The following is a 24,064-nucleotide window of genomic DNA, read 5'->3' as shown; positions in this document are numbered from 1 at the left end:
CAATAAATGGGGTCAGAGTCAAATTAAGCAGATTGGTTTTTGCACCAAAATTAAATAGGGACAGAGTCAATTCGGTGCGTTTGACGCCTTTAATTTCCAACGTGAAACTTTTTTATTTGCGCTCTGGCGGCAGATCTGCCACATCGGGCTGTGCCTTGAAAGGCCGCCCACGCTTGCCAGGCCGCACTCTGAGACTGCCCTGCTTCTCGAGATTTGCTTTGAATTTTTCCGAGCCCAACGCCCAACCCTTGTTCGTAGCATCCATCAACTGCTGCGCCTGGTCGGATGTAAGTGCTTGCTCTGCCATTTGCTTATAAGCTGCTTCGCGGTCAAACGGTGTATTGCCCAACGCCCAATAGATCGCGTGATCCACGACTAAAGGATCGGCCTTGACCCCGACATGGTGCAAATAGCTCGACCACGGGTACTCGCCCGGCGTTGCCACAATGCCGGCGCGCACTGGATTCTGGTCGATGTAGCAACTACACAACATGAAATAGCGCTCCGAATCTATTACCGTAGCCCTGTAGCGTCCTTGCCACAAAGTCCCGGCCCGCTCATATTTTTGATTGAAATAGGGCACATAGAAACGCCCTACCCACTGCATCATTTTCGCCAGACCTTCTATATCGGATGGCGTCGCGAGCAGATGTATGTGATTGCTCATCAGTACATAAGCATGGATGGAAACCTTGAATTGCTTGGCAGCATCACGCAGTCGGCCAAGAAAATTCACATAGTCCTCCGTCTCACGAAAGATCGCCTGGCGATCAACGCCACGCTGGATCAAGTGATGCGGCTGGTTGGGAATGACGAGTCGGGGCTGGCGGGCCATGGCAAAAAGGGATCGATGAATAGAGCTTACATTTTACCGATTAATTTGACTCTGACCCCAATTGTTTGGACTTTGAGGCTTCTGCTTGCAGGATCTGGCTTAGGGCGTCGAAGGCTGGGGAGCTGTAGTCTTGGCGGCGGATCAGGTAGGTGGTGACTTTGCCGGCGGGGCCGATGGGGTTGATTGCCAGGCTTTCGGTGGTGTTGTGCAACTCCAGTACGGATCTGGGGGCCAGGGCTATGCCGGCGCCGGCGGCGACGCAGGCTAGCATGGCGTGGTAGGAGCCGAGTTCGAGGATCCGCTCCGGGCGGCGGCCGGGGACGGTGCCTGAGGCTAGCCAGTTTTCGGCGTGGCGACGGTAGGCGCAGCCGTGTTCGAAGGCTATCAGGGTGCGGCTTTGTAAATCGTCGGGGCTGTTTATCGGGGGGTGGCTGCGCGCGGTTAGCACTACCAGCTCTTCGTCATATAGGGGCAGTATGTCAAACAGCGGATCTTCCAACGGGCCAGCTACCAGGGCGGCGTCTAAGGTAAATGCCCGGACCCGGTCGATGAGTTGCTGGGTGGCGCCGGTGCTGAGTTCCAGCTGTACTGCCGGCCACTCTTGGTGGAAACGGGCTAGCGGTATCGGCAGGCGGCTGGCGGCGGTGCTTTCCATCGAGCCGATGCGCAGGCGCCCTTGGGGGACTGCCGGTTGTACCGCTTCGCGTGCTTCGCCGGCCAGATTCAATAGCCGTTCGGCATAGCCGAGCAAGGTTTCGCCAGCTGGTGTCAGCACCATGCGCTTGTGATCGCGCGAAAACAGGGTTACGCCTAGCGAAGCTTCCAGTTGGCGTATGCGGGTCGTCACGTTTGATTGCACCCGGTGCAATTGCTCTGCGGCACGAGTAATGCCGCCCTCGCGGACCACGGTACGAAAAATTTCCAGAGATAACAAATCCATAACTCATCTCAATCAAAGATGGATAACATTTTTATTATTCATTTTTCAGAATGATGCTGTCAAGGTAGCATGTGCAATGCGGCCAGAAAATAATCGATCATGGCTGCCAGCCACCGGTCACCCACCACCCATTTATTCAGGAGCATCAGCATGTCCGACATCGATACAAGCGCAACAGGATTTACGGCAGCGCTCGGCATTCGCTACCCGATCGTGCAAGGGCCAATGAATGGCGGCTCACCGATTGAATTGGTGACGGCTGTCAGCAACGCCGGAGGCCTGGGTTCGTTTGCCGCTGCCTTGCTGTCGCCGGCGGCAATCATCGAGGCCGTGAAAAAAATCCGCAGCCTGACGTCACAGCCGTTCAACGTCAATCTGTTCATCCTGCAGCCGATCCAGCCAAGCGCAGCTGAACTCGATGCCGCGCAAGCTCTGTTGCTGCCGTTCCGCACTTCACTCGGACTCGGCCCGGCGACCAATCCGCGGAAATTCAGCGAAAATTTCCAAGACCAACTGGCAGCCCTGCTGGAAGCGGCGCCCCCCTTTGTCAGCTTCACTTTCGGCATACTCGATGCCACAACGGTGGCGCAATTCCAACGCAAGGGCTGCAAGGTCATCGGCACGGCAACCAATGTCGCCGAAGCGCGCGCCTGGGAACAAGCCGGTGCCGATTTCATCTGCGTCCAAGGCGGCGAAGCCGGCGGCCATCGGGCGACATTTATCGGCGATATCGAACAATCCTGCATTGGCTTGATGACGTTGATTCCACAAGTGGTCGCCGCGGTCAAAATCCCGGTGATCGCCGCCGGCGGCATCATGGACGGCCGCGGCATCGCCGCCGCCATGTTGCTGGGTGCGCAAGCGGCGCAACTGGGCACAGCCTTCCTGGCGAGCCCGGAATCGGGCATAGCGCCAGCCTGGCGAGAACAGCTGGCTAGTGCGACGGACGACAGCACGCGCATGACCCGCAGCTTTTCAGGAAGATATGCACGCGGCATCGTCAATCCGTACATGGAACAGATGCGATCGCACGAAAATGCGGTGCCGGCTTATCCGATTCAAAATGCGCTAAGCGCAGAAATTCGCCAGACCGCTGCTAAACTGGGCCGATCGGAATTCATGTCGCTGTGGGCTGGCCAAGGTGTGGCGATGTCGCGCCCGCTGCCCGCAGCACAGTTGGTCGCAACCCTGGCAGCCGAGCTTCAAGCTATCGGTAACCGCTAGCATCACTAGTCCCAGAGAGAAACGACTTGAGCAAAAATCAGCAACCCACGCCCGCCATGAATGAAGTGGATACGGACCACGACCGCGAAGCCTGGCGCGTAGCATTGGCCGGATTACTGGCGTTGGCAGTCGCGATGGGTATCGGCCGCTTCGCTTTCACGCCGCTGTTACCGATGATGCTGCATGACGGCGTGATCGACCTGGCGGCCGGTGGCTGGCTGGCAACCGCCAACTATGTCGGCTACCTGCTCGGCGCACTGCTGTGCATGGTGCTGCATGTCAGCCCTACCCGCGCCATCAAGACTGGCTTGGTTGCGACCGTCCTGCTGACGCTGGGAATGGGCGTATTGCATTCGCCGACATTGTGGCTGCTGTTGCGCACATTGGCAGGGATTGCCAGCGCCGGGGTATTTGTATACGGATCCGGATGGTGCTTGCAACGCCTGGCGCAATTAAAGGCGCCAGCGCTCGGCGGCATCATTTACTGCGGTCCGGGAATCGGTATTCTCATCACGGGTCTGGCGACCAGCGCGATGGTAACGCAACACTGGCGGGCTGAACACGGCTGGCTATTGTATGGATTGCTGGCATTGATACTGACGACGCTGGTATGGCCGACCTTCGCGGGATCGGCTGCTGCGACGGCCACGCCGACACCGGCAGCACATGGCCTGGAACCAGCACAAGTCACGCGCCAGACGCGCGGCCTGACTCTCGCTTACGCGCTGGCCGGCTTCGGCTATATCATCACAGCGACCTTCCTGCCAGTGATCGCACGGCAGGCCTTGCCTGGTTCGAACTGGCCGGATTTATTCTGGCCCTTGTTCGGCATATGCGTTTCCATCGGCGCACTGCTGGCAACCAGATTGCCAACCCACTGGGATAACCGGCTGTTGCTGGCCGCCTGTTATCTGCTGCAAGCATGCGGCATCCTGATCGGCATAGTCTCGCCCAGCGTCACTGGCTTTGCACTCGGCAGCATCTTGCTCGGCATGCCGTTTACCGCGATCACTTTATTCGCAATGCGCGACGCCCGCCGCCTGCGCGGCGATCATGCGCGCAGCTTGATGGGAATGTTGACTGCTGCGTATGGCGTGGGACAAATCATTGGGCCGCCACTAGCGACGCGCCTGGTGCGGAGCAGCGGCAGCTTCACCTCGTCACTGAGCGTGGCGGCATTGGCGTTGCTAGCGGGCGCCGTGTTATTAGGTGCAATGTACAGACACAACCGCAAACAAGCCGGCTAACATTACGGCACACTATTCCGCAGAAAACTCGGCGGCCGCCTTGGCCGCCCACAGTGCCTTGTTATAGGAATCGAACGGCACATCGTAACTATCGATTGCACCATTCTCACCAACAAAATGCGTCCACCAACCGGCATCGTCCTGGACCAGGGCGATGTCGCCGGCGGCGCAATGTTCAGCTATCGTCTCGCCCGCCGCCAGCGTCACGATCTTTGTTTTCCTGTGCTTGATGACGGTAGACATGGGCGGGGAAACAACCTGAAAAACAACGCGAAAAATAACGTGGCGATCAACGGAACGCCGGCTCGCTGAAACTGCGCAACTTGCGGCTGTGCAGCTGTTCGACACCTTGATTGCGCAACAATTCCAGCGCCTTGATGCCGATCTTCAAATGCTGGTTAACCCGCTGCTCGTAAAAACGGTTGGCCATACCAGGTAATTTGATTTCACCGTGCAGCGGCTTGTCCGACACACACAGCAGCGTACCGTAAGGAACGCGGAAACGGAAACCGTTGGCGGCCACCGTAGCGCTTTCCATATCCAGCGCAATTGCACGGCTTTGATTGAAGCGTAATAGAGGCTTGCGATGATCGCGCAGCTCCCAGTTGCGATCATCGATAGAGGCCACCGTGCCGGTACGCATGATGCGCTTCAGTTCATAACCGTCCAGTTGGGTGATGGCAGCCACCGCATCCTGCAATGCCAGCTGCACCTCGGCCAGTGCCGGCACCGGCACCCACAGCGGCAAGTCGTCATCGAGTACATGGTCGTCGCGCACATAGGCGTGCGCAAGTACGTAGTCGCCCATCCGTTGCGAGGTCGATAAGCCGGCGCAGTGACCCAGCATGATCCAGCCGTGCGGGCGTAATACCGCAACGTGGTCGGTAATGGTTTTGGCATTCGACGGACCGACGCCGATATTGATCAGCGTGATACCGGAACCGTCGGCACGCTGCAAATGGTAAGCCGGCATTTGCGGCTGGCGCGCCGGTGCGATACCGGTGAGTGCGCGATCGGAAGGCAGGTCGTCGAGGTTGGCATTCCAGGTGGTCAGATCGCCCGGCTCGACAAATGCCGTGTATTGCTGGCGATAGGCGCGCTGCTCCGGATCGCTGGTGGCTTGCATCAGTTCGCGCCCCATGCGGATGAATTCATCGACATAGAACGCATAGTTGGTAAACAACACATAGCGCTGGAAACGATCGGGGGAAGTCGCTGTGTAGTGCTTCAGCCTGTGCAGCGAATAATCGATACGCGGCGCGGTAAATAAAGCCAGCGGGTGCGGATCGCCCGGCATTTCCTCATACGTGCCGTTGACGATGCGATCGTCCATGGTCGCCAGGTTCGGCAGGTCGAACACATCCGGCAAAGTCCGCAAATGATCCGGATCGAGATTACCTTCGACATGGATGCCTTCGGGGAAGGCGAAGTGCACCGGAATCGGCATGTCGCTGACGCCGACTTCCAACGGCACATCGTGGTTATCGCGCAGCAGTTTGAACTGGCTGACCAGGTAATTTGAGTAGAGTGATGGCCTGGTCAGCGTAGTTTCATAGACGCCCGGGCCAGACACGAAGCCGAAGGACTGACGAGTATCGGCACGGGTGTTGAATTCGGTTGTAACACGTACAAACGGATAGCAGGCGCGCACCCGTTCCGTCATTACTTCGCCATTCGAAAAGCGCTTGAACGCGTCCCGCAACAATGCAGTGTGGTGGTCGTAAATCTCTTGCACGCGCGCGACGGCGGCGTGGGGATCGGTGAATTGCTCAGTGGGGAACATTGAATCTCCGTAGCGATATCTGTACGCCAAACCGGTTGGCGTCATGGCCCGGACAATTTTATCCGGGCCTTACAATTCAATTCTAACGGGATTGGCGCGAGCGTGGGGTGAGAGTCGGATTCGAACGCCAGGGAAAGCACGGTATTACGGCGCAATCTTACTTCAGCAAATCGTATTTGCCTCCTTTTTCGATCGCACGCTTATACGCCGGCCGTGCATGGATCCGTTGTAAAAAGGCGAGCAGGTTCGGCCGGCTGGCATCCAGGCCACCGCGCGATTGCGAAGCTTCCAGCGGAAAGCTCATCTGGATGTCGGCGGCGCTGAATTCTTCGCCGGCAAACCAGGTCGACTTACCCAGTTCGCCTTCCATGAAATCCAGATGCGTCTTGAGTTGCGGATCGATGTAGTTGCGCTGCACGCCGTTCGCTATCGAACGCGCCAGCGGCCGCAGCAGAGCCGGCATCGGCGGCCGCCCCAGGCGTCCGAAGATCAGCTTCATCAGCAATGGCGGCATGGCCGAACCTTCGGCGTAGTGCAGCCAGTAAGTGTAGCGCAGGCGATCCTTGCTGCCCGCCGCCGGAATCAGGCGACCATTGCCATATTGCTGCACCAGGTATTCGATAATCGCACCCGATTCGGCAATCGTGTTATCGCCGTCTGTGATGACTGGTGATTTTCCTAAAGGATGAACCGCTTTCAGTGAAGGCGGTGCCAACATTGTTTTCGGATCGCGCTGATACAGCTTGAGCTCATAATCCAGCCCCAGCTCTTCGAGCAACCAGAGTACGCGCTGTGAACGGGAGTTGTTGAGATGGTGAACAATGATCATGGTCGGCCGGTCCGGTCAAAGGAAAGGGGAAATACAAGGGGAAACCGCAGTTCCCTAGCGTAACCGATTTATCCGGAATGATCCCGTTATACTAAACCTGGGCGGAACTCAGCAAACCCTGGCAAGTGGCGCGCTGCGCATCTGCCGCCGGCAATTTTCCGCAAACAGTATCCAGTTGCAGTCGCAAACGCCCTATTACAGCCTGATGCCTTCCGTCGCCATTCCATGCATTGAGTTTTTTCCCCAGGCGCTCCAGCACTGAACGATTACGTTCGTAGAATGCATTCTGAGTGCCGCCCAGCTCCTGCAACACGCCATGCGCAACCTTTTCTATACGGCTTTCATCCTGCGGCGCCAGTTCCAGCAAACCTGACAAATACGCCACACCCCATTGCAAGCGCGTCGCCGGTCCTTGCGCCGCCTGGTACGCCTGTTCATACCAGTTGATGGCGCCGGTTTTATCGCCACGCTTCCTGGCATTCGAGGCCAGCCTAAGCATAAAATAGTATGGCGCATGCGAACGCTTCAGCTCAGCCTTGAGCAAGCGATCCGAATCGTCCAGCAAACCGGCATCGCTCAAGACATGCGCGCCGGTATTGATCACCGATTGCCGCTCATAGGCGTCGGTGGTTGCACTATCGGCTAGCGCCACGCGTTGCCGCACGTCTTTGAGCAAGGCGGGCGCCAACACGCCGTCCGGAGTATCGATACGCGCCAGTGATACTTGTGCCGCCAAGGCCGATAAGCGATCAGTCCTGGATAACGTCTTATCGCCGGACAAGCGCTGCATGGCGAGATCCCAGGCGGCGATCAATTTTGCGCGGGCCGGTGTTTTCGGCAGCGTGGCCAACTGCACCAGCTCGGCCGGATAGTTGGTAAATATGTCCATATTCTCACGTGCTGTATGGACATCGCTTACCGCCTTCGTCAATTGCGCTGCCGCTGCCGTTTTGTCGACGCTGGCGGCTTCACCCGGTTTAATGTTAGCTGCCGCGACCAATGCGCTCAAGGCCAGGCGATTGGCGGTATCGCCAGGCGGGCAGTTTGCCGCCAGCCGCTTCAGCGTGGACGATAACTCCTTGCTGCTGATCAGTTGCTGCTCGTCGGTATCCCAAGAGTAGTAAGCCAGCAGACGCCATTCGTCCGCCGTCAGCTTGCCGCCGGCAAGGGCGGCCTGCAAGGTTTGCCTGACCGGACGATTGGCGCTAATGCCCAGTGCCAGCGTCTGCAAATAACGGTCGGCGTCGACCTCACCCGGCAAACGGGTAATTTCAGTGCCGTCGGGCTTGAACAGGATCATGGTCGGATAGCCGCGCACCTTGAAACGCTCGCCGAGTTTTTGTGCGCCGGCGCTGTCACCGTCAATATGCACCGGCACGAAGAAACGCGAGCGTTCGATAAAACCTTGCCGGTTAAAAATCGTGGCTTTGACCTGGTTGCATGGCGGACACCAGGTCGCGCCCCAGTACAGGAACAATGGTTTGTTATGCGCTTTGGCGAAGGCGAAAGCTGCATCGACGTCGCCGTCATACCAATTGATGCCGGCCGCCGCCGCAGCAGTTGCGGGCTTTGATTCGGCGGCATTCAAGGCTGTGGACATGGTCGGTAAGGCGGCGCACAGCAGCGTGGCAAACATCGCCGCGGTAGCGGATAAACTCTTCATCTTGTATTCGTCCATCGTGCAAATAGGTAGAGCCGCAACCGGCGTGGCCAGCTGCGGCTATGAGAATATCTTTTACGAACCAAAGTGATAATTGAATTCCAGCCAACCCTGACGACCGTAGGGATTGTAGTTACCTACGGGATAATACGGCCAGCCGGCAGTATTGTCTTGCCTCACGGAATTAAACACATTATTGACGATCAGCGATACCGACGCCCGCGGGTTGATCTGATAACTGGCGCTCAGGTTGACCAATGCGAACGGCGAGATGCGGCGGGTCTGGTCGGCGCTGGGCAAACTGCCGTAACGTGTGACTTGCACGGTGCTGGTCCATTTGTTGCGCAGCCAGGTAACGCTGGCATTGACCTTGGAACCCCAGTCGGGATTCGTCAGTGAATTCAATTCATCTGTATCAGGATCGGCGGCAAACTGCTTGTAGTGATGACTGAGCACCTTGGTGTAATTTGCCTTCAGCAGGAAGTCGCCGACGCCGCCTGCCTTGATACGCCATTTCCCGCTAAAGTCCAGGCCGCTGGTACGTTCCGACGCAGCATTGATCGGATTGACCAGAATATTCTGGATGGCATTCGGATTGAAGATCGCATTGGCCGGGTTACGCTGCACCCGTGCCAGCGCATCGGCGCAGATCGGCGAATTGATGTTCAGCTGGCCGGCACGGCAATTTGCTTCATTGTGCAGAATGGTGTCCGGATCGAGATTGGTGACCAGGTTATCGATCTGGATACGCCAGAAATCGGCCGATATGTCGAAATTGGCACTTGGCGACCACACTACGCCGTAACTCCAGGATTTGCCGTTCTCGGATTTCAGATCCTTGCTGCCGGTCTGAATGTAATTCGCACCCGGTGAATAATTGTTGAACTCACAGCCGGCTAATGCCTGCCCTGCCCGCTGGCAGCGGTAGTAATCGGTCGTCGATGAATAGTAACCGCGGGTGGTGGACGAATAGATGTAATTCATGTCCGGTGCGCGGAAGCTGGTAGCGTAGTTACCGCGGAACAGCAAGGTGTTGGCGGGACGGAATTCGAGCCCGGTGTTGTAGGTGAATTTACCGTCGCTGCGGCCGGCGAAGTTGTACTCGTCGTAACGTCCGGCCACGGTCGCTACCAACTCTTTGATGATCGGTATGTTCAGTTCTGTCCCTAAGGCATAGCGTTGGCGCGAACCGCTGGCGCCGTTTGCAGCTGCCTGGTTGTAGAACACGCCTTGGTTGATCTGCGGATCAGGCGTATTGCTGAAACCCTGGCTGCCGAGCTCAGTCACCGCCGCCACGCGCACCGGTCCGGCGGGCAAGTCGAACAGCTCGCCGTTGGCGCTCAGACTCAAGGTCTGGGTCCAGGATTTATCGCGGCTGATTGCTTCGCCGGTGATCGAGTTGAACTGATCCGGTGTCAGCGGCTGGTATAGTCTTTTCGGATCCGGCGCATAGATGGCGATGCCGTCGGCATCGTAGCCAAGACGCGGCCCGAGGAAAAAACTGTCCACGTTACTCAACAACAGAGGCGTAGTCTTGCGGCTGGTGTAAGCGGAGATGTTGTAAGCCGCTTCATAGTTCCAGCTGCTGGTTGACGGTATATCGCCGCGCACGCCTACCGTCAAGTTGGCCGCGACGTCGTTCCATTTTCGGTTGTAGCGAGTGGCTCCGCCGATTTCTTCCGGCGAAATCCGGCGTGACCAGCTTTCGTTGTTGCCGCTGTTCTGATTGAAAAAATAACTGTTGCTGACTGCTTCGGAGGTCCAGCTGGGACCGCGCGTATTATTTTGCGTAGAGTTAAACCCCAGCATCAGATCGCTGAATAATTCGGTCTTGGCGCTCAACTGATAGCGCAAGCTGCCGAACAGATTTTCGCTTTCGTTCTGGGTCATGGTGGTCCAGTAAGCCGGTTGCGCCTTGCCGCTGCCGCAATACACGCCTGACTTCGACTTCACCCTGACCACGCTGTCGTAGAACAGATTGCCGAGCTGGTCGCAGGTTGCCGCGCCCGGATCGATGTATTTCCCGCTGTCGACGTTCTGCCGCGAAAACACGCGGGTTGGCGTGGTGCCGTCGGATGAAGTGGATGACATGAAGTCGCGCTGACGACTCCAGATCGGCTGGGTCCGGCTTAGCTCTATGCCGAAAAGCCCGGTCAGATTTCCGCTGCTGCCGCCGCCGGTGATTTGAATCCGCTGATTAGAACCGCCGCCGTCCTGTGTACCGCCAGCCTTGACGTTGATGTCTACACCGCTGACCTGCTTTTTCGTAATGATATTGACGACGCCGGCAATCGCATCCGAACCGTAGATGGCCGAAGCACCGCTGTTCAATATCTCAATGCGGTCCACCAGCGCCGATGGAATGTTGGCCAGGTTGACGAAGTTGACCGAGCCGTCATAGGCCACCGGATAGTCTGCAATCCGCCTGCCGTTCAGCAGGATCAAAGTGTGGTTAGGGCCTAACCCGCGCAAGCTGATGGTATTCGCCGCGGGAGTGAAAGTGTTGCCGAAGTCTGCGCCCTGGGTCATGCCGGTATTCTGGGTCTGCGCATTGAGGGCGTCGTAGACATTGCGATAGCCTTGCTTTTCGATATCCTCGCCGGTGATCACGGTTACGCTAGTCGGTCCTTCCTTGCTGGCGCGGGGAATCCGGGAACCCGTGACCAGTACGGGTTTAGTATCGCTGGTGGCTGTGTGAGCGTCGTTATCGTCCGTGGATTGTGCGTAAGCTGTCTGATAGAGATTTGGTGCTGCAATAGCGATCAACAACGCAGTCTGCGCCGGCAGGGTTTTGAATCTGTACATTTATTGCTCATCCTTCCCATATATTCTTTTGTAAAAAACTGTAGCGTTCTTTAATGGGAGTCGAGAATATAGTAGACAGGCGGCAATACAAACTGATGGTTTTACATATCCATATGCGCTATATGCTGTCGCGATTACTTCAGGATTTTTCGCGCTGCCGAAATAATCTGACGAGACAAGTTTTCCATACGCGGCGATTGCACCTTCCAGGTATGCCAGTACAGCGCCAGTTCAAGCGGCTTATTCGGCGCGAGATAAATCATTTCATGCTTGCCGGCACTCGCCTTAAGCAGCAGTTCCGGCACCATGCCGTAACCCAATCCATAGCGAATCGCATTGAAATGCGATGCGGCGCCGGGAACGTAGTGGCACGGATATGCGCCCTCCGGCAAACCCAGTTTGCTCAGCAAGAAAGAAGATTGCAAAGTGTCTTTGTGGGTGTACGCCACCACCGGCGCACTGCGCGCCGCTTTGCGCGTCAAGCCATCTACAAACCAGCGATCGCAAAACGCTTCTGCCGCCACCAGCCAGTAGCGCATCACTCCCAACAGCTCGGCCGAACAGCCGCGCATCGGCTTCGGTTCGGTGCTGATGCAGCCAATGGCCATGCCGGTTTCCAGCAGCGTGTAAGTGTGATCCTGATCTTCTACGGTCAGGTCCAGCAGAACTTTTTCCCGTATCAACAGGTCTGACAAAGCAGGAAAAAACCAGGTGCCTATCGAATCGGCATTCAATGCCAGCACCAGTCGCATTGGCGCATCCTGTTCCACCGCCAACTCTGCCGCCAGATCCGCCTCCAGCATTTGCGCCCGCTTCAGATATTGCATCAGCCTGTGCCCGGTACTGGTAGCGCGCGCAGGACGGCTTCGCACGATCAAGGCATTGCCCAACATGCTTTCAAGTGCATGCACCCGTTGCGATATTGCCGGTGAGGTCAGGTGCAGCCGCACCGCGGCTTGCTCGAAGCTACCGGTTTCGATGACCGCGCGAAAGGCCTCGGTGTGTTTTGGATTCAGGTTGAGATTGAGATTCATGCTGAATTTCCTAAGATAAGAAAAATTTATGAATCATTAATAATACTTAATTTTATTTAACAACTGTTTTATTGCAACCACAATGCACGCTCTTCAGGCCATCCAGCCCGCATCCATCAAAGATTCGGGCGCCCAACTCAACAGGAGCGACAATGAGCCAGCTGGCCAAGCCACCAAAATCCAGGATAATCCGCCTTCTCAAATTCATACTGGGATTTGGTCTCGGGCTGGTGCTGGTCGCCAGCCTTGCCATAGGGTATTGGCTGCATCAGGCATGGCAGCAACTGCCGGCGGTTGACCATCTGGCGCAATATAGTCCGGCATTGCCGTTGCGAATCTATTCCAGCGAAGGTGTGCTATTGGCTGAATACGGCGAAGAGCGCCGCGAATTCCTGCCGATTGCCCAGATTCCTTTGCGTATGCGCCAGGCATTGCTGGCGATCGAAGATGCGCGTTTTTATGAACATGGCGCAGTCGATTTCTTCGGCTTGCTGCGCGCAACCTTAGCCAACGTTGTCAGCGGTCAACACGGGCAAGGCGCCAGCACCATCACGATGCAGGTAGCGCGCGGTTTCTTTTTGACGCGCGAAAAAACCGTGCAACGCAAGTTGAAGGAAATATTGCTGGCCTACAAACTGGAACAGCAATACGGCAAGGACAAATTGCTGGAGCTATACATGAACCAGATTTATCTCGGGGAACGGTCATACGGTTTTGCCGCGGCTTCCAGCATCTATTTCGACAAACCGCTGGCGCAACTGAGTGTGGCTGAAGCTGCGATGCTGGCCGGTTTACCCAAAGCACCCTCTGCCTATAATCCGGTAGCCAATCCGCAACGCGCACAAATCCGCCAACACTATATTTTGCAACGCATGCTAGCACTTGGCCATATTACGCCAGACGATTTCGAGCAGGCCTCGGCAGAAAAGCTGGTGCTCAACGCCAGGCGTAATCCATCCGTCAGGGGAGCTGCTTATGTGGTGGAAGAAGCACGACAGATGGTAGTGAATACTTATCAGGAACGCGCTTACACCATGGGCCTGGACGTCGTCACCACAATCCAGATGGCGCCGCAGCTGGCGGCCGATAAGCATCTGCGCTCGGGCTTGCTTGATGCACAGGGGCGCAGAGGATATCGCGGCCCGGAGGCGCAACTGGCCGCTGCCGCGAACGATGACTTGCAAGAGAACGTATTCAAGTTGCTGGCGCCATATCCGGACAGCATCGAACTGCGTGCAGCAATCGTTACCGCCATGGCACCTAAACAAATTACGGTCATGTTGCGTGATGGCAGCAGCCTACAGATAAGCCATATCGATCCGCGCATCGCTGGCGGTTGGGGCAGGTTGCCGACGACCGGCAAACGCGGCATTGCCCCGGGGTCGATCATCAGGGTTTATGAAGACAAACCTCAACATTGGCTACTCAGTCAGATGCCGGAAATGGAAGGTGCGCTGATCTCTCTTGATGCGCGCACCGGAGATATCCTGGCACTCGCCGGCGGCTTTGATTTTTTCCGCAATCCTTTCGATCATGCAATGCAAGCCTTCCGCCAGCCCGGATCAAGTTTCAAGCCCTTTGTTTATTCGGCGGCGCTGGAAAAAGGTTACTTCCCCGGCACCATGGTGGATGACACACAACGTCTCTTGCTACCACAGGAAACCGGTGCCCGTGCCTGGCGTCCACGCAACTACAACAACAACTATGAAGGTTTCATTACCGTACGCCGCGGCTTGATGCGCTCCAAAAATCTAGTCGCGGTCAGTTTGATGCAAGCAGCAGGCGCCAATTATGTGCAGGAATTTACAACCCAATTCGGCTTTTCTCCTGAGCGCAATCCAGCTTCCTTGCCGCTAGCGCTTGGCGCCGGCGCTGTGACGCCTTTGCAGCTTGCGCAGTCTTACGCGGTGTTCGCCAACGGCGGCTATCATCTGGCGCCAAGGCTGATCAAGGAAATCCGCGACCGCTCCGGCCAGGTGCTCTATCACGACACCGTGCGTAACAATCCCAACTCCAGCCAGCAATCTGGTAAAAGAATCATTTCTGCGCGCAATGCCTATCTGATGGACAGCATGTTGCAGGACGTGGTCAAGTCCGGCACCGGACAAAGCGCCAAAGTATTGGCGCGCAGCGATACCGCGGGTAAAACCGGAACATCGAACAATGCCTATGACGCCTGGTTTGCCGGTTATTCTTCCGGTGTGGTGTCAGTAGTGTGGTTAGGCTATGATCAACCGAAATCGCTGGGCAATGCCACCGGCGGCGTATTGGCGTTACCAATCTGGAATCGCTATATGCAGGTGGCAGTGACGGACCGGGACGAACGGATATCCGCAGAACCTGCGGGACTAGCGTTATCCGACGGCGACTATATCTATGCTGAATACCTGAAGAACAGCTGCCTGGCGGACGACAACCAGTTCATTTACAGCAGGCTGAAATGCAGATCCGGCGGCGCCGTAAATCCGTCGCTTCAACAGGAAGCGTCAGACGCGGCACAAGAGCGCGAGGAAATTATGAAACTGTTTTCTTCCGGAGATTAATGCCATGCTTCTACACACCATCTACCTGATTGCGATCGTGGCGGAAGCCATGTCCGGCGCCATCATGGGCATGCGACGCGACATGGATCTGTTCGGCATCTGTGTCATCGGCACGATCACTGCATTGGGCGGCGGCACCATGCGCGATATATTGCTGGGGAATTATCCGCTGGGCTGGATCGCGCATCCTGAATATCTGTTGTTTACCGTCGGCGCCGCCATCGTCACCGCCCTGGTGGCGCGTTTCCTCCATCATTTGCGCAACGTGTTCCTGGTAGTCGATGGCCTGGGCCTGGTGGCTTTCAGCGTGATTGGGTGCGATATCGCCCGCGCCACCGGCATGTCGCCCGGCATAGTGATTTTGGCCGGCATGATTACCGGCGTCTTCGGCGGCTTGTTGCGCGATGTGTTGTGCAATCAGATTCCGTTGGTGCTGCAACGCGAGTTTTACGCTACCGTTGCATTGTTCACTGGCGGTTTGTATGTCGGCTTGCTGTGGTACGAAGTCGATCCGGCGTTGGCGCCCCTGATAGCGATCGGCGCGGGCTTCCTGCTGCGCATGCTGGCCATGCGCTTTCATTGGAAATTACCGAGTTTCAATGGCAGCGGCATCCGTGGATTTGAATAAAGTGTGTCTCAAAGCATCTTTGTCCGGCTTGCTTTAGACTGGCTACTTTCGGCGCTTGGCGCCGATAAATTTTCAAGTAGATCAATCCCAGCAAAGAGGAATATTGATGACCGATCTTTCCACCTTCCGCATCACAAAAAAATGGCCGGCCCAGCATCCCGACCGGATCCAGCTGTATTCCCTGCCAACGCCCAATGGCGTCAAGATTTCGATCATGCTGGAGGAAACCGGCCTGCCTTACGAGCCGCATCTGGTCAACTTCGGCACCAACGACCAGACCTCGCCTGAGTTCCTGTCGCTGAATCCCAATAACAAGATTCCGGCGATTCTCGACCCCAATGGCCCCGACGGTAAGCCGCTGCCGCTGTTTGAGTCCGGTGCAATCCTGATTTACCTGGCGGACAAGAGCGGCCAGTTCATGCCGAAGGACCTTGCCGGGCGCTACGAGACCATCCAGTGGCTGATGTTCCAGATGGGCGGCATCGGACCGATGTTCGGCCAGCTTGGTTTCTTCAATAAATTCGCCGGCAAGGATTATGAGGATAAACGCCCGCGCGACCGCTACGTTGATGAATCGAGGCGCCTGCTGGCGGTACTCAACCAACGGCTTGCCGAGCGCGGCTGGATCATGGGAGATACCTATACGATCGCTGACATCGCCACCTTCCCGTGGGTACGCAACCTGATCGGCTTCTACGAAGCGGGCGATCTGGTGGGCATTGCGGACTTCCCCCATGTCACGCGAGCGCTTGCGGCGTTTGTCGCGCGTCCGGCTGTCGCTAAAGGTCTTACGATTCCGAAGCGCGACTAAGCGCAGCACGACTGACTTTCAGGTAACGCAAATCAGCGCCTAAGTAAGCACGTTAATAAGCTGCGGCTACTCAAATCAGGGATGGTGCGATAAAATCGGCCATCCCATCACATTTGGACCGCCATGTCATCGCGCCGAAACTTCCTGCAGAAGAGCTTGTTCCTGACCGCCTCCGGGCTCTTTTCCAGCCAGTTGCCATTTACGGCTTCCACGGCTTTCGCGAAAGAGACTGCCGCCACCCCCTCCGGCGCGCCGGCGCCGATGGATCCGCCGCCAGACATCTTTGACGCGCAACTGGTAGACATGGAGTTCTGGCTCAAGCCTCGGGTGCTGGAAGTGACGCGTCCGGCCAGCGGCGAACGCGCCAAGCTGCTGTATTGGAAAGACGGGGAAATCCAGGAATCCGCTTATCAGCAGTTATGCCACCTGCTGCGGGACGTCCAAGGCAAGCAAACGGCGCCGATAGATCCCAAACTGCTTGAGACCCTGTGGGGCACCCAGGCTTTTATCGCGCGCTATGGCATTAGCCAGCCTCTGGAAATCCTGTCGGGATTCCGGACCGCAAGCACCAATCAGCACCTGATCGAAACCGGCGTTCCGGCGGCGCGTAAATCATTGCATTTGGAAGGTCGTGCGGCTGATATCCGCCTCACCCAACTGGATGCAGACGTGCTGGGCGGCTTGATACGCAGCTTCCGCCAAGGTGGGGTCGGTTTCTATTATCGGCCGGGGAAAAACGGTGGCTGGATTCATGCCGACACGGGACTGCAGCGCACCTGGAAAGGTTGATTGCCTGCAGCCCGTAGCGATTACGTAGCGATTACGTAGCGATTATTCTCTCGTTGAAAAAAATCGCGTCAAGTCACGTTAAAGACGCTCGATGATCAGCGCAATGCCTTGGCCACCGCCAATGCACATGGTGATCAGGCCGTAGCGCTTGTTAGTGCGGATCAACTCATACAGACATTTCACCGCAATAATCGTGCCGCTCGCGCCCAGCGGATGACCAAGCGCGATGGCGCCGCCGTTGACATTGGTCAGCGCAGGATCAAGACCCAATCCCTTGCAAACGCCCAGCGACTGCGCGGCAAACGCTTCATTCGACTCGATCACCGCCATGTCGCTGAGGCTAAGGCCGGCGCGCTTCAACGCCAGTTGGACCGCAGGAATCGGACCGGTTCCCATGATCGATGGATCAACCCCGGCCACCCCGTAGGACACCACACGCGCCAGTGGCTTCAAGCCGGCCTGAGCTGCAGCATCAGCTGCCATCAGGACACAGGCAGCCGCACCGTCGTTGATGCCAGACGCGTTGCCGGCGGTGACTGTGCCGCCTTCTTTTTTGAATGCCGGCTTGAGCTTCGCCAGCGATTCCATGGTGGCGTCGGCCTTTGGATATTCGTCGGTGTCGAATAGCGTTACGCCTTTACGCGTCTTGATTTCGACCGGCACGATCTGCGACTTGAAGTGCCCGGCAGCGATGGCTGCATTCGCACGTCGCTGGCTTTCCAGGGCGAAAGCGTCTTGTTCTTCACGCGAGATGCTGTATTTCTCTGCCACGTTTTCAGCAGTGATACCCATATGACCGCCGCCGAAAGGATCCGACAGAGCGCCCACCATCATGTCGACCATCTTGACGTCGCCCATGCGCGCGCCCCAGCGTGCAGCCTGGGAGCCATACATCGAGCGGCTCATGCTTTCGACGCCGCCGCCGACCGCGACATCCGTCTCGCCCAGCTGGATGGCGTTTGCGGCGGTGATGATGGCTTGCAGGCCCGAGCCGCACAGGCGGTTAAGCGTCAGCGCCGTGGACTCTTTACCCATGCCGGCATTGATACCCACCACGCGTGACACGTACATGTCGCGCGCCTCGGTGTGGATGACGTTGCCGAATATGATCTGGCCAGCCTGGAGCGGATCAACCCCGGCCCGTGCAAATGCTTCCTTGACCGCAATCGCGCCCAGCTCGCCCGGTGCGAAATCCTTCAACGCGCCGCCATATGTCCCAATCGCTGTACGTGCAGCGCCGACGATTACTACTTCTCTTGTGTTTGCCATGCTTATCTCCTCGTTGATATGGATTTGACGGTGTGGTCACATGCTGGCTTGCCGCCGTCTAGGAAGCCAGCTGGTGTAGTGCTTTCATTACTTCAGCAGCAGTATGCTCGGAATGTTCGCGCAATACCTGCGGTAAGCTTGCCGAACTGGCGCTTAGCGCTTGCATGATTTGTTCATGTTCAAACAGCGATTCCTGCCAGCGCAGGGATTCTGCATTGGCGACGCCGCGTGCACGGTGGATTTTTGCCATCAGGTTTGCATAAATCGACGACAGCACCGGATTGCGGGCGGCGTCCACGATCATTTGATGGATTTCCTGGTTCAGCCGGAAATAGGCGATGCGCTTACCGTTAACGTGATGCACGACCATGGCCTGATGCTTGCGTTCGATGGCGCTCAGCGCTTCTTCATCAATACGTACACATAACTGTCGGCCGGCCAATTCTTCCAATCCGTGCAGCACGTCAAAAATCGATCCGATTTCATCGATGTCTATTTCTGAGATGTGGTAACCGAGATGCTGGCGATGCTTGATCAAGCCTTCCGCCACCAGCACTTTCAGCGCCTCGCGCAGCGGTGTTTTCGAAATCTCGAAATATTCGCACAACTCTTTTTCCATGATGCGGCTGGCGGGCGCGAGCTCACCCTCCTGGATCATTTCGCGCAGCCGGTCGGCAATCTCGCTCGAAAGCCCGCTACGACGCAAGCCCCGGCCATTGACGGGACTGGTCTTCACTTTGGTGCTTGTTTCGGGCGCGATCAACATGGCGTTTACATCACATCTTGGCTGATTTTGATAAAAAATCTTAACACACATCAATTAAAGTTTTAAATAACGCTATAAATCAATAACTTACACTACTTGTAATTACAGATTAAGTATTATATGCTTACATCAGCAAGGAAAATACCTCGCCCGATAAAAGAGCTGAAACGAACTGTTCACCCTAAATGGAGACAAAATGGACGCCACAACCAATGCAGCATCGGTAACAACAGCAGGAAAATCTTCCGTCCGATGGAAGATTTTCTTCACCATGTTGCTACTAATTTCGATTAACTATATAGACCGCGCATCGCTATCAGTCGCCATGCCGCTGATCGCAAAAGAGTTCGATCTCGGTCCGGCCATGCAAGGCTTGATCCTGAGTTCCTTCTTCTGGACTTATGCGTTCATGCAAATCCCCGGCGGCATGTTGGCCGATCGTTTCAAACCGCGTATCGTGATCGCCATCGCGACAGTCTTCTGGGGCGCATTCCAGGCACTTGCCGCGGTTTGCACCAGTTCCACCGCATTGCTGTTGACCCGCCTCGGCCTGGGCGCGGCAGAAGCGCCGATCTACCCGGCCGGCGGCAAGCTGAATGCGATCTGGATGACGCAAAACGAACGCGGCCGCGGCGCCACATTGCTCGATGGCGGCGCACCGCTCGGCGCTGCGCTGGGCGCGATCATCATCACCGCGCTGATCACAACGCTCGGTTCATGGCGCCTGGCGTTCGTGGTGGCCGGTGTCGGCACCGTACTGGCCGGTATATGGGCCTGGTATTACATCCGCAACAATCCACGCGACCACAATGGCGTCAATGACGCCGAAGCCAGCTACATCGAAGCAGCGCAAGCCAGCGAGTTCAAGAAAGAACCGGCAAACCTGAGCGGGCGCTCCCTTGATTTCTTCAAGCACAAATCAGTGCTGTTCATGTTCTTCGGCTGGATGTGCTTCAACTCCGTGTTCTACGGTTTGCTGACCTGGATGCCGAACTACCTGAACAAAGTGCATGGCTTCGATATCAAGCAAATGGGCGGCGCCAGCTTCATCATTTTCTTCTCCGGCTTTGTCGGCGAACTGGTTGGCGGCTACATTGCCGACAAATGGAAAGCAGCCGGCGGTTCACCTAACAAAGTGATGCGCACACTGTTTGGCATTGCCGCCGTGATTGCCACGGTTTCAATCTTCTCTGTGGCTTACATCAAAGACGCGACAACAGTCGTGGTGATGTTATCCGTTACCTTGTTCTTCATTCGCTGGTGCGGCTTGTACTGGTGCATCCCGTCCATTCTTGGCACTCGCGACAAGGTGGGTTTCCTGGGCGGCCTGATGAACCTGGGCGGTAACATCGGCGGCATCTGCGTGCCGATTATCGTCGGCACCATCGTTCAAGTAACCGGCTCTTACTTCCTGGCACTGATGTTCTTTGCAGCGGCTGGCGTCGGGCTGTTCATCTGCTCGACCGGTATCGATTACGAGAAAAAAATCCCGATCTGAGTTTCGATCTGGTTCGATCTAAATGCCGCCTGACGCGGAACACTAAATCAACGTTTCAGTTTTACCTTATTTTTTACGGAGCAATACAAATGACAAAGCGCACTCTCCTGGGCATGCTGACCCCATCTTCCAACACTTCTCTGGAGCCGATCACCAGCGCCATGGTCAGCGGCCTGCCTGGCGTCTCCGCCCATTTCTCGCGCTTCACCGTGACTGAAATATCGCTGCGTGACCAGGCTCTGGGACAATTCGACGACAGCAAAATCATCGAAGCCGCCATGTTGCTGGCCGACGCCAAGGTCGACGTCATCGGCTGGAACGGCACCTCATCCGGCTGGCTCGGCTTCGAAGCCGATGAACGGTTATGCCGGCGTATTACTGAAGCAACCGGCATTCCTGCCACTACTTCGGTGCTGGCGTTAAATGAAATCCTGGAAAAAACCAATGCCAAGGATTTCGGCCTGGTGACACCCTACCTCGACAATGTAATGGAAAAGATCATTGAAAACTATGGCCGCTCGGGTTTCAATTGCATCGCTGAACGCCACTTGAACCTGCATGTGAATTTTTCCTTCTCGGAAGTCACCGAAGACCAGATCCGCAGCATGGTGCGCGAGGTTGCAAAAAAGGATCCGAAAGCGATTTCGACCTTCTGCACCAATTTGAAGGCAGCGCACCTGGTACCGGAACTGGAAGCGGAAACCGGCGTGCCGATCTACGACACGATTTCCACCGTGGTCTGGAAATCATTGCGTATCGCTGGATACGACACCACCAAGCTGACCGGCTGGGGCCGTTTGTTCCAGGAAGTCGTATAAATAGTTAAACAAGCAGTTACATCAGCGGAGACAATCATCATGACAACAGCGTTCGACCTGGTAATTCGCAATGCCGATGTGGCTACCGCGTCTGACCGATTTCAATGCGATATCGGCATTCGCGACGGCAAGATCGAGGTACTCGGCAAGAATTTGCCGGCCGGCGCTGAAGAAATCGATGCGACCGGATTATTGGTCTTGCCGGGTGGCGTGGATGCCCATTGCCACCTGGATCAGCCAACGCCGGACGGCATGCGCATGGCAGACGATTTTTTTACCGGAACCCGTTCCGCTGCCTGCGGCGGAACCACTACGGTGATTCCGTTTGCGGCGCAAAGCAAAGGCGGTTCGCTATATGCCGCAGTCGAAGACTATCATCGGCGCGCAGCCGATAAAGCAGTAATCGATTATGCCTTTCACCTGATCGTCGCCGATCCGACGCCCAAGGTATTGCAGGAAGAACTGCCGGACCTGATCCGGCAGGGCTATACCTCGTTCAAGATCTACATGACGTACGACGATCTGAAACTCAACGACCGCGAAATACTGGAAGTGCTGTCGGTGGCGCGCGAACATAAAGCGCTGGTGATGATCCATGCCGAGAATTCCGATTGCATCGGCTGGCTGACCGACCGCCTGAGCGATGCCGGCCACAGCGCGCCGAAGTATCACGCGGTATCCCGGCCAATGGCGGTAGAGCGGGAAGCTACGCACCGCGCCATCACATTCTCGGAACTGGTCGACGTGCCGATCCTGATCGTACATGTATCGGGACGCGAAGCTATTGAACAGATCCGCTGGGCGCACGGCCGCGGCTTGCGTATCTATGCCGAGACCTGCCCGCAATATCTGTTTCTGACTGAGCACGATCTTGGCGGCGAAGGCTATCACGGCGCCAAATGCGTCTGCAGCCCGCCGCCGCGTGACCATGAAAATCAAAAAGCCGTATGGGACGGTTTGACCAACGGCGCTTTCAGCATCTTCTCGTCCGATCATGCGCCGTTCCGTTTTGACGACGCCGAGGGTAAAAAACTAGGTGGCAAGGAACAACCATTCCAATATATTCCGAATGGCATCCCCGGCCTGGAAACCCGCTTGCCACTGTTGTTCTCAGGCGGCGTAATGGAAGGCCGGCTCGACGTCCATCAGTTTGTCGCTTTGACTGCAACCAATCCGGCCAAGATGTACGGACTGTATCCACGCAAGGGGTCGATCATGGTCGGCGCCGATGCGGACATCGTGTTGTGGGATACCAAGCGTAAAGTGACGATCAACAATAACATGTTGCACCACGAGGTCGACTACACGCCGTATGAAGGCAAGACGGTACAGGGCTGGCCGGTGCTGACGCTATCGCACGGTAAGGTGGTCAGTCTGAATCAGGCCTTCACCGGTGCGGCTGGTGCAGGGCAGTTTCTGCCTTGCGGTACGCCGTCGATCTAAGGCATATGCCCATGCAACATGCCGGACTGTACTGAATCGGCCGCGATATTTTAGAAGAAGGGAAAACCAATGAAATTAATGCGCTACGGCTCCAAAGGCCACGAAAAACCGGCATTGATCGATGCCGACAACCAGGTTCGCGACTTGTCGGGTGAACTATCCGACATCAGCACGCAAACGCTGTCACCTGCGAATCTTGCCCGCCTAGCAGCATTGGATATCAAAACCCTCCCGATCATCGCTCGGCCGGGCCGCATCGCCCCACCCTACAGCGGCATGGGGAAATTGATTTGCGTCGGCTTGAATTACGCCGACCACGCCGCCGAATCCGGTCTGACCGCGCCTGCCGAGCCGGTGCTGTTCATGAAGCCAACCAGCGCCGTGATCGGCTGCAACGATCCGGTAGTGCTGCCGCAAGGGTCGTTGAAAAGCGATTGGGAAGTGGAGCTGGGCGTGGTCATCGGCACCACGGCGCGTTACGTATCTGACGGCGATGCGCTCAAGCACGTGGCCGGCTATTGCGTTGTCAACGACATCTCAGAGCGTGAGTACCAGCTCGAACGCGGCGGTCAGTGGGATAAAGGCAAGGGCTGCGACACCTTCGCCCCGATCGGACCTTGGCTGGTGACTGCGGATGAAGTGCCCGATCCGCAGAATCTGGATTTGTGGCTGGAGGTCAACGGCCACCGCTTTCAAAACGGCAGCACGCGCAACATGCTGTTCAGCGTCGCCCATCTGGTCAGCTATATCAGTCGCTTCATGACGCTCTACCCGGGAGACATCATCAGCACAGGCACACCGGCCGGCGTAGGGCTTGCCCAAAAGCCAGCCCCAATCTACCTCAAGGCTGGCGACCAGATGCGCCTGGGTGTTTCGGGCCTGGGTGTGCAACAGCAGTCGGTGCATGCATGGAATCCGGAATTGATTGACGGTTGATTGCATTGCTTGTTTTTCCTGTGCTACGCCATCCCAGGCGAAATGCCGGGCAATACGAGGGCTCGCTAAATCAATGATTTAGCGAGCCCTTTTTACAAGATCAAACCTGATTTATTGAACGTTTGCAATACAGCGATTGCGGTCATTGTCTTCCTATGACCCCGTTGTGGAGTTGGATTTTTATTCCATCAAAGCAACATACAAAG

The 24,064-nt window shown here is 56.5% G+C and carries 20 protein-coding genes; 10 read left to right on the top strand and 10 right to left on the bottom strand.

Going from position 1 to position 24,064, the window contains the following annotated elements:
- Positions 1 to 112: 112 nt before the first annotated feature.
- Complete coding sequence (locus tag BM029_RS08850) at positions 113 to 835, bottom strand: transposase (RefSeq protein WP_092434838.1); 723 nt, start codon at positions 833 to 835, stop codon at positions 113 to 115.
- Positions 836 to 875: 40 nt separating this feature from the next.
- The gene (locus tag BM029_RS08845; RefSeq protein WP_092434835.1) at positions 876 to 1,775 is read right to left on the bottom strand and encodes a LysR family transcriptional regulator; all 900 of its coding nucleotides are present in this window, start codon (positions 1,773 to 1,775) and stop codon (positions 876 to 878) included.
- Between the two features lie 150 nt (positions 1,776 to 1,925).
- On the opposite strand from BM029_RS08845, the gene BM029_RS08840 reads away from it, so the two are divergent.
- Together BM029_RS08840 and BM029_RS08835 are read left to right on the top strand one after the other, a co-directional pair.
- A complete protein-coding gene (locus tag BM029_RS08840) occupies positions 1,926 to 2,999 on the top strand; it encodes an NAD(P)H-dependent flavin oxidoreductase (RefSeq protein WP_092434832.1) in 1,074 nt (357 codons plus the stop codon).
- A gap of 56 nt (positions 3,000 to 3,055) precedes the next feature.
- Positions 3,056 to 4,246, top strand: a complete 1,191-nt coding sequence (locus tag BM029_RS08835; RefSeq protein WP_092434829.1) for a YbfB/YjiJ family MFS transporter — start codon at positions 3,056 to 3,058, stop codon at positions 4,244 to 4,246.
- A 12-nt stretch (positions 4,247 to 4,258) separates the two neighbouring features.
- On the opposite strand, the gene BM029_RS08830 is transcribed toward BM029_RS08835, so the two are convergent.
- The 6 genes from BM029_RS08830 to BM029_RS08805 all read right to left on the bottom strand — a co-directional run bounded on the left by BM029_RS08830 (position 4,259) and on the right by BM029_RS08805 (position 12,357).
- Positions 4,259 to 4,489, bottom strand: a complete 231-nt coding sequence (locus BM029_RS08830; RefSeq protein ID WP_092434825.1) for a hypothetical protein — start codon at positions 4,487 to 4,489, stop codon at positions 4,259 to 4,261.
- 46 nt (positions 4,490 to 4,535) lie between these two features.
- Positions 4,536 to 6,029 (bottom strand): AMP nucleosidase, encoded by a 1,494-nt coding sequence (locus BM029_RS08825; protein ID WP_092434823.1) that lies wholly within the window; start codon positions 6,027 to 6,029, stop codon positions 4,536 to 4,538.
- 157 nt (positions 6,030 to 6,186) lie between these two features.
- Entirely contained in the window at positions 6,187 to 6,858 is a 672-nt protein-coding gene (locus tag BM029_RS08820; RefSeq protein WP_092434821.1) for a glutathione S-transferase, read from the bottom strand.
- A gap of 91 nt (positions 6,859 to 6,949) precedes the next feature.
- Positions 6,950 to 8,521 carry a thioredoxin family protein gene (locus BM029_RS08815; protein ID WP_092434918.1) on the bottom strand — a complete coding sequence of 524 codons (1,572 nt, stop codon included), beginning with the start codon at positions 8,519 to 8,521 and terminating at the stop codon, positions 6,950 to 6,952.
- A gap of 72 nt (positions 8,522 to 8,593) precedes the next feature.
- Positions 8,594 to 11,323 (bottom strand): TonB-dependent receptor domain-containing protein, encoded by a 2,730-nt coding sequence (locus BM029_RS08810; protein ID WP_092434816.1) that lies wholly within the window; start codon positions 11,321 to 11,323, stop codon positions 8,594 to 8,596.
- A 134-nt stretch (positions 11,324 to 11,457) separates the two neighbouring features.
- Positions 11,458 to 12,357 carry an HTH-type transcriptional regulator ArgP gene (locus BM029_RS08805; protein ID WP_092434813.1) on the bottom strand — a complete coding sequence of 300 codons (900 nt, stop codon included), beginning with the start codon at positions 12,355 to 12,357 and terminating at the stop codon, positions 11,458 to 11,460.
- Positions 12,358 to 12,509: 152 nt separating this feature from the next.
- Here BM029_RS08805 and BM029_RS08800 point away from each other — a divergent pair, with 152 nt between their 5' ends.
- From BM029_RS08800 to BM029_RS08785, 4 genes are all read left to right on the top strand, one after another.
- Positions 12,510 to 14,900 (top strand): penicillin-binding protein 1A, encoded by a 2,391-nt coding sequence (locus BM029_RS08800; RefSeq protein ID WP_092434810.1) that lies wholly within the window; start codon positions 12,510 to 12,512, stop codon positions 14,898 to 14,900.
- Between the two features lie 4 nt (positions 14,901 to 14,904).
- Entirely contained in the window at positions 14,905 to 15,528 is a 624-nt protein-coding gene (locus BM029_RS08795) for a trimeric intracellular cation channel family protein (protein ID WP_092434807.1), read from the top strand.
- Positions 15,529 to 15,634: 106 nt separating this feature from the next.
- Positions 15,635 to 16,339, top strand: coding sequence for a glutathione S-transferase N-terminal domain-containing protein (locus BM029_RS08790; RefSeq protein ID WP_092434804.1), 705 nt, complete (start codon positions 15,635 to 15,637; stop codon positions 16,337 to 16,339).
- A gap of 123 nt (positions 16,340 to 16,462) precedes the next feature.
- Positions 16,463 to 17,128, top strand: a complete 666-nt coding sequence (locus BM029_RS08785; protein WP_092434801.1) for a YcbK family protein — start codon at positions 16,463 to 16,465, stop codon at positions 17,126 to 17,128.
- A 78-nt stretch (positions 17,129 to 17,206) separates the two neighbouring features.
- Here the strand turns inward: BM029_RS08785 and BM029_RS08780 are convergent, their stop codons facing one another.
- Positions 17,207 to 18,397, bottom strand: a complete 1,191-nt coding sequence (locus tag BM029_RS08780; RefSeq protein ID WP_092434799.1) for an acetyl-CoA C-acyltransferase family protein — start codon at positions 18,395 to 18,397, stop codon at positions 17,207 to 17,209.
- Between the two features lie 58 nt (positions 18,398 to 18,455).
- Positions 18,456 to 19,163 (bottom strand): GntR family transcriptional regulator, encoded by a 708-nt coding sequence (locus BM029_RS08775; protein WP_092434796.1) that lies wholly within the window; start codon positions 19,161 to 19,163, stop codon positions 18,456 to 18,458.
- A 196-nt stretch (positions 19,164 to 19,359) separates the two neighbouring features.
- Between BM029_RS08775 and BM029_RS08770 the strand changes: the two genes are divergently transcribed.
- The 4 genes from BM029_RS08770 to BM029_RS08755 all read left to right on the top strand — a co-directional run bounded on the left by BM029_RS08770 (position 19,360) and on the right by BM029_RS08755 (position 23,858).
- Positions 19,360 to 20,661 (top strand): MFS transporter, encoded by a 1,302-nt coding sequence (locus BM029_RS08770; protein WP_092434794.1) that lies wholly within the window; start codon positions 19,360 to 19,362, stop codon positions 20,659 to 20,661.
- 89 nt (positions 20,662 to 20,750) lie between these two features.
- Positions 20,751 to 21,479, top strand: a complete 729-nt coding sequence (locus BM029_RS08765; RefSeq protein ID WP_092434791.1) for a maleate cis-trans isomerase family protein — start codon at positions 20,751 to 20,753, stop codon at positions 21,477 to 21,479.
- Positions 21,480 to 21,518: 39 nt separating this feature from the next.
- Complete coding sequence (hydA, locus tag BM029_RS08760; RefSeq protein WP_092434789.1) at positions 21,519 to 22,922, top strand: dihydropyrimidinase; 1,404 nt, start codon at positions 21,519 to 21,521, stop codon at positions 22,920 to 22,922.
- Positions 22,923 to 22,991: 69 nt separating this feature from the next.
- Positions 22,992 to 23,858, top strand: a complete 867-nt coding sequence (locus tag BM029_RS08755; RefSeq protein WP_092434786.1) for a fumarylacetoacetate hydrolase family protein — start codon at positions 22,992 to 22,994, stop codon at positions 23,856 to 23,858.
- The last annotated feature ends 206 nt before the right edge of the window (positions 23,859 to 24,064 follow it).

Source organism: Collimonas sp. OK607 (genome assembly GCF_900111995.1).
In the GTDB taxonomy this organism is placed as follows: domain Bacteria; phylum Pseudomonadota; class Gammaproteobacteria; order Burkholderiales; family Burkholderiaceae_D; genus Collimonas.
This window is presented reverse-complemented; position numbering and strand designations above follow the sequence as displayed.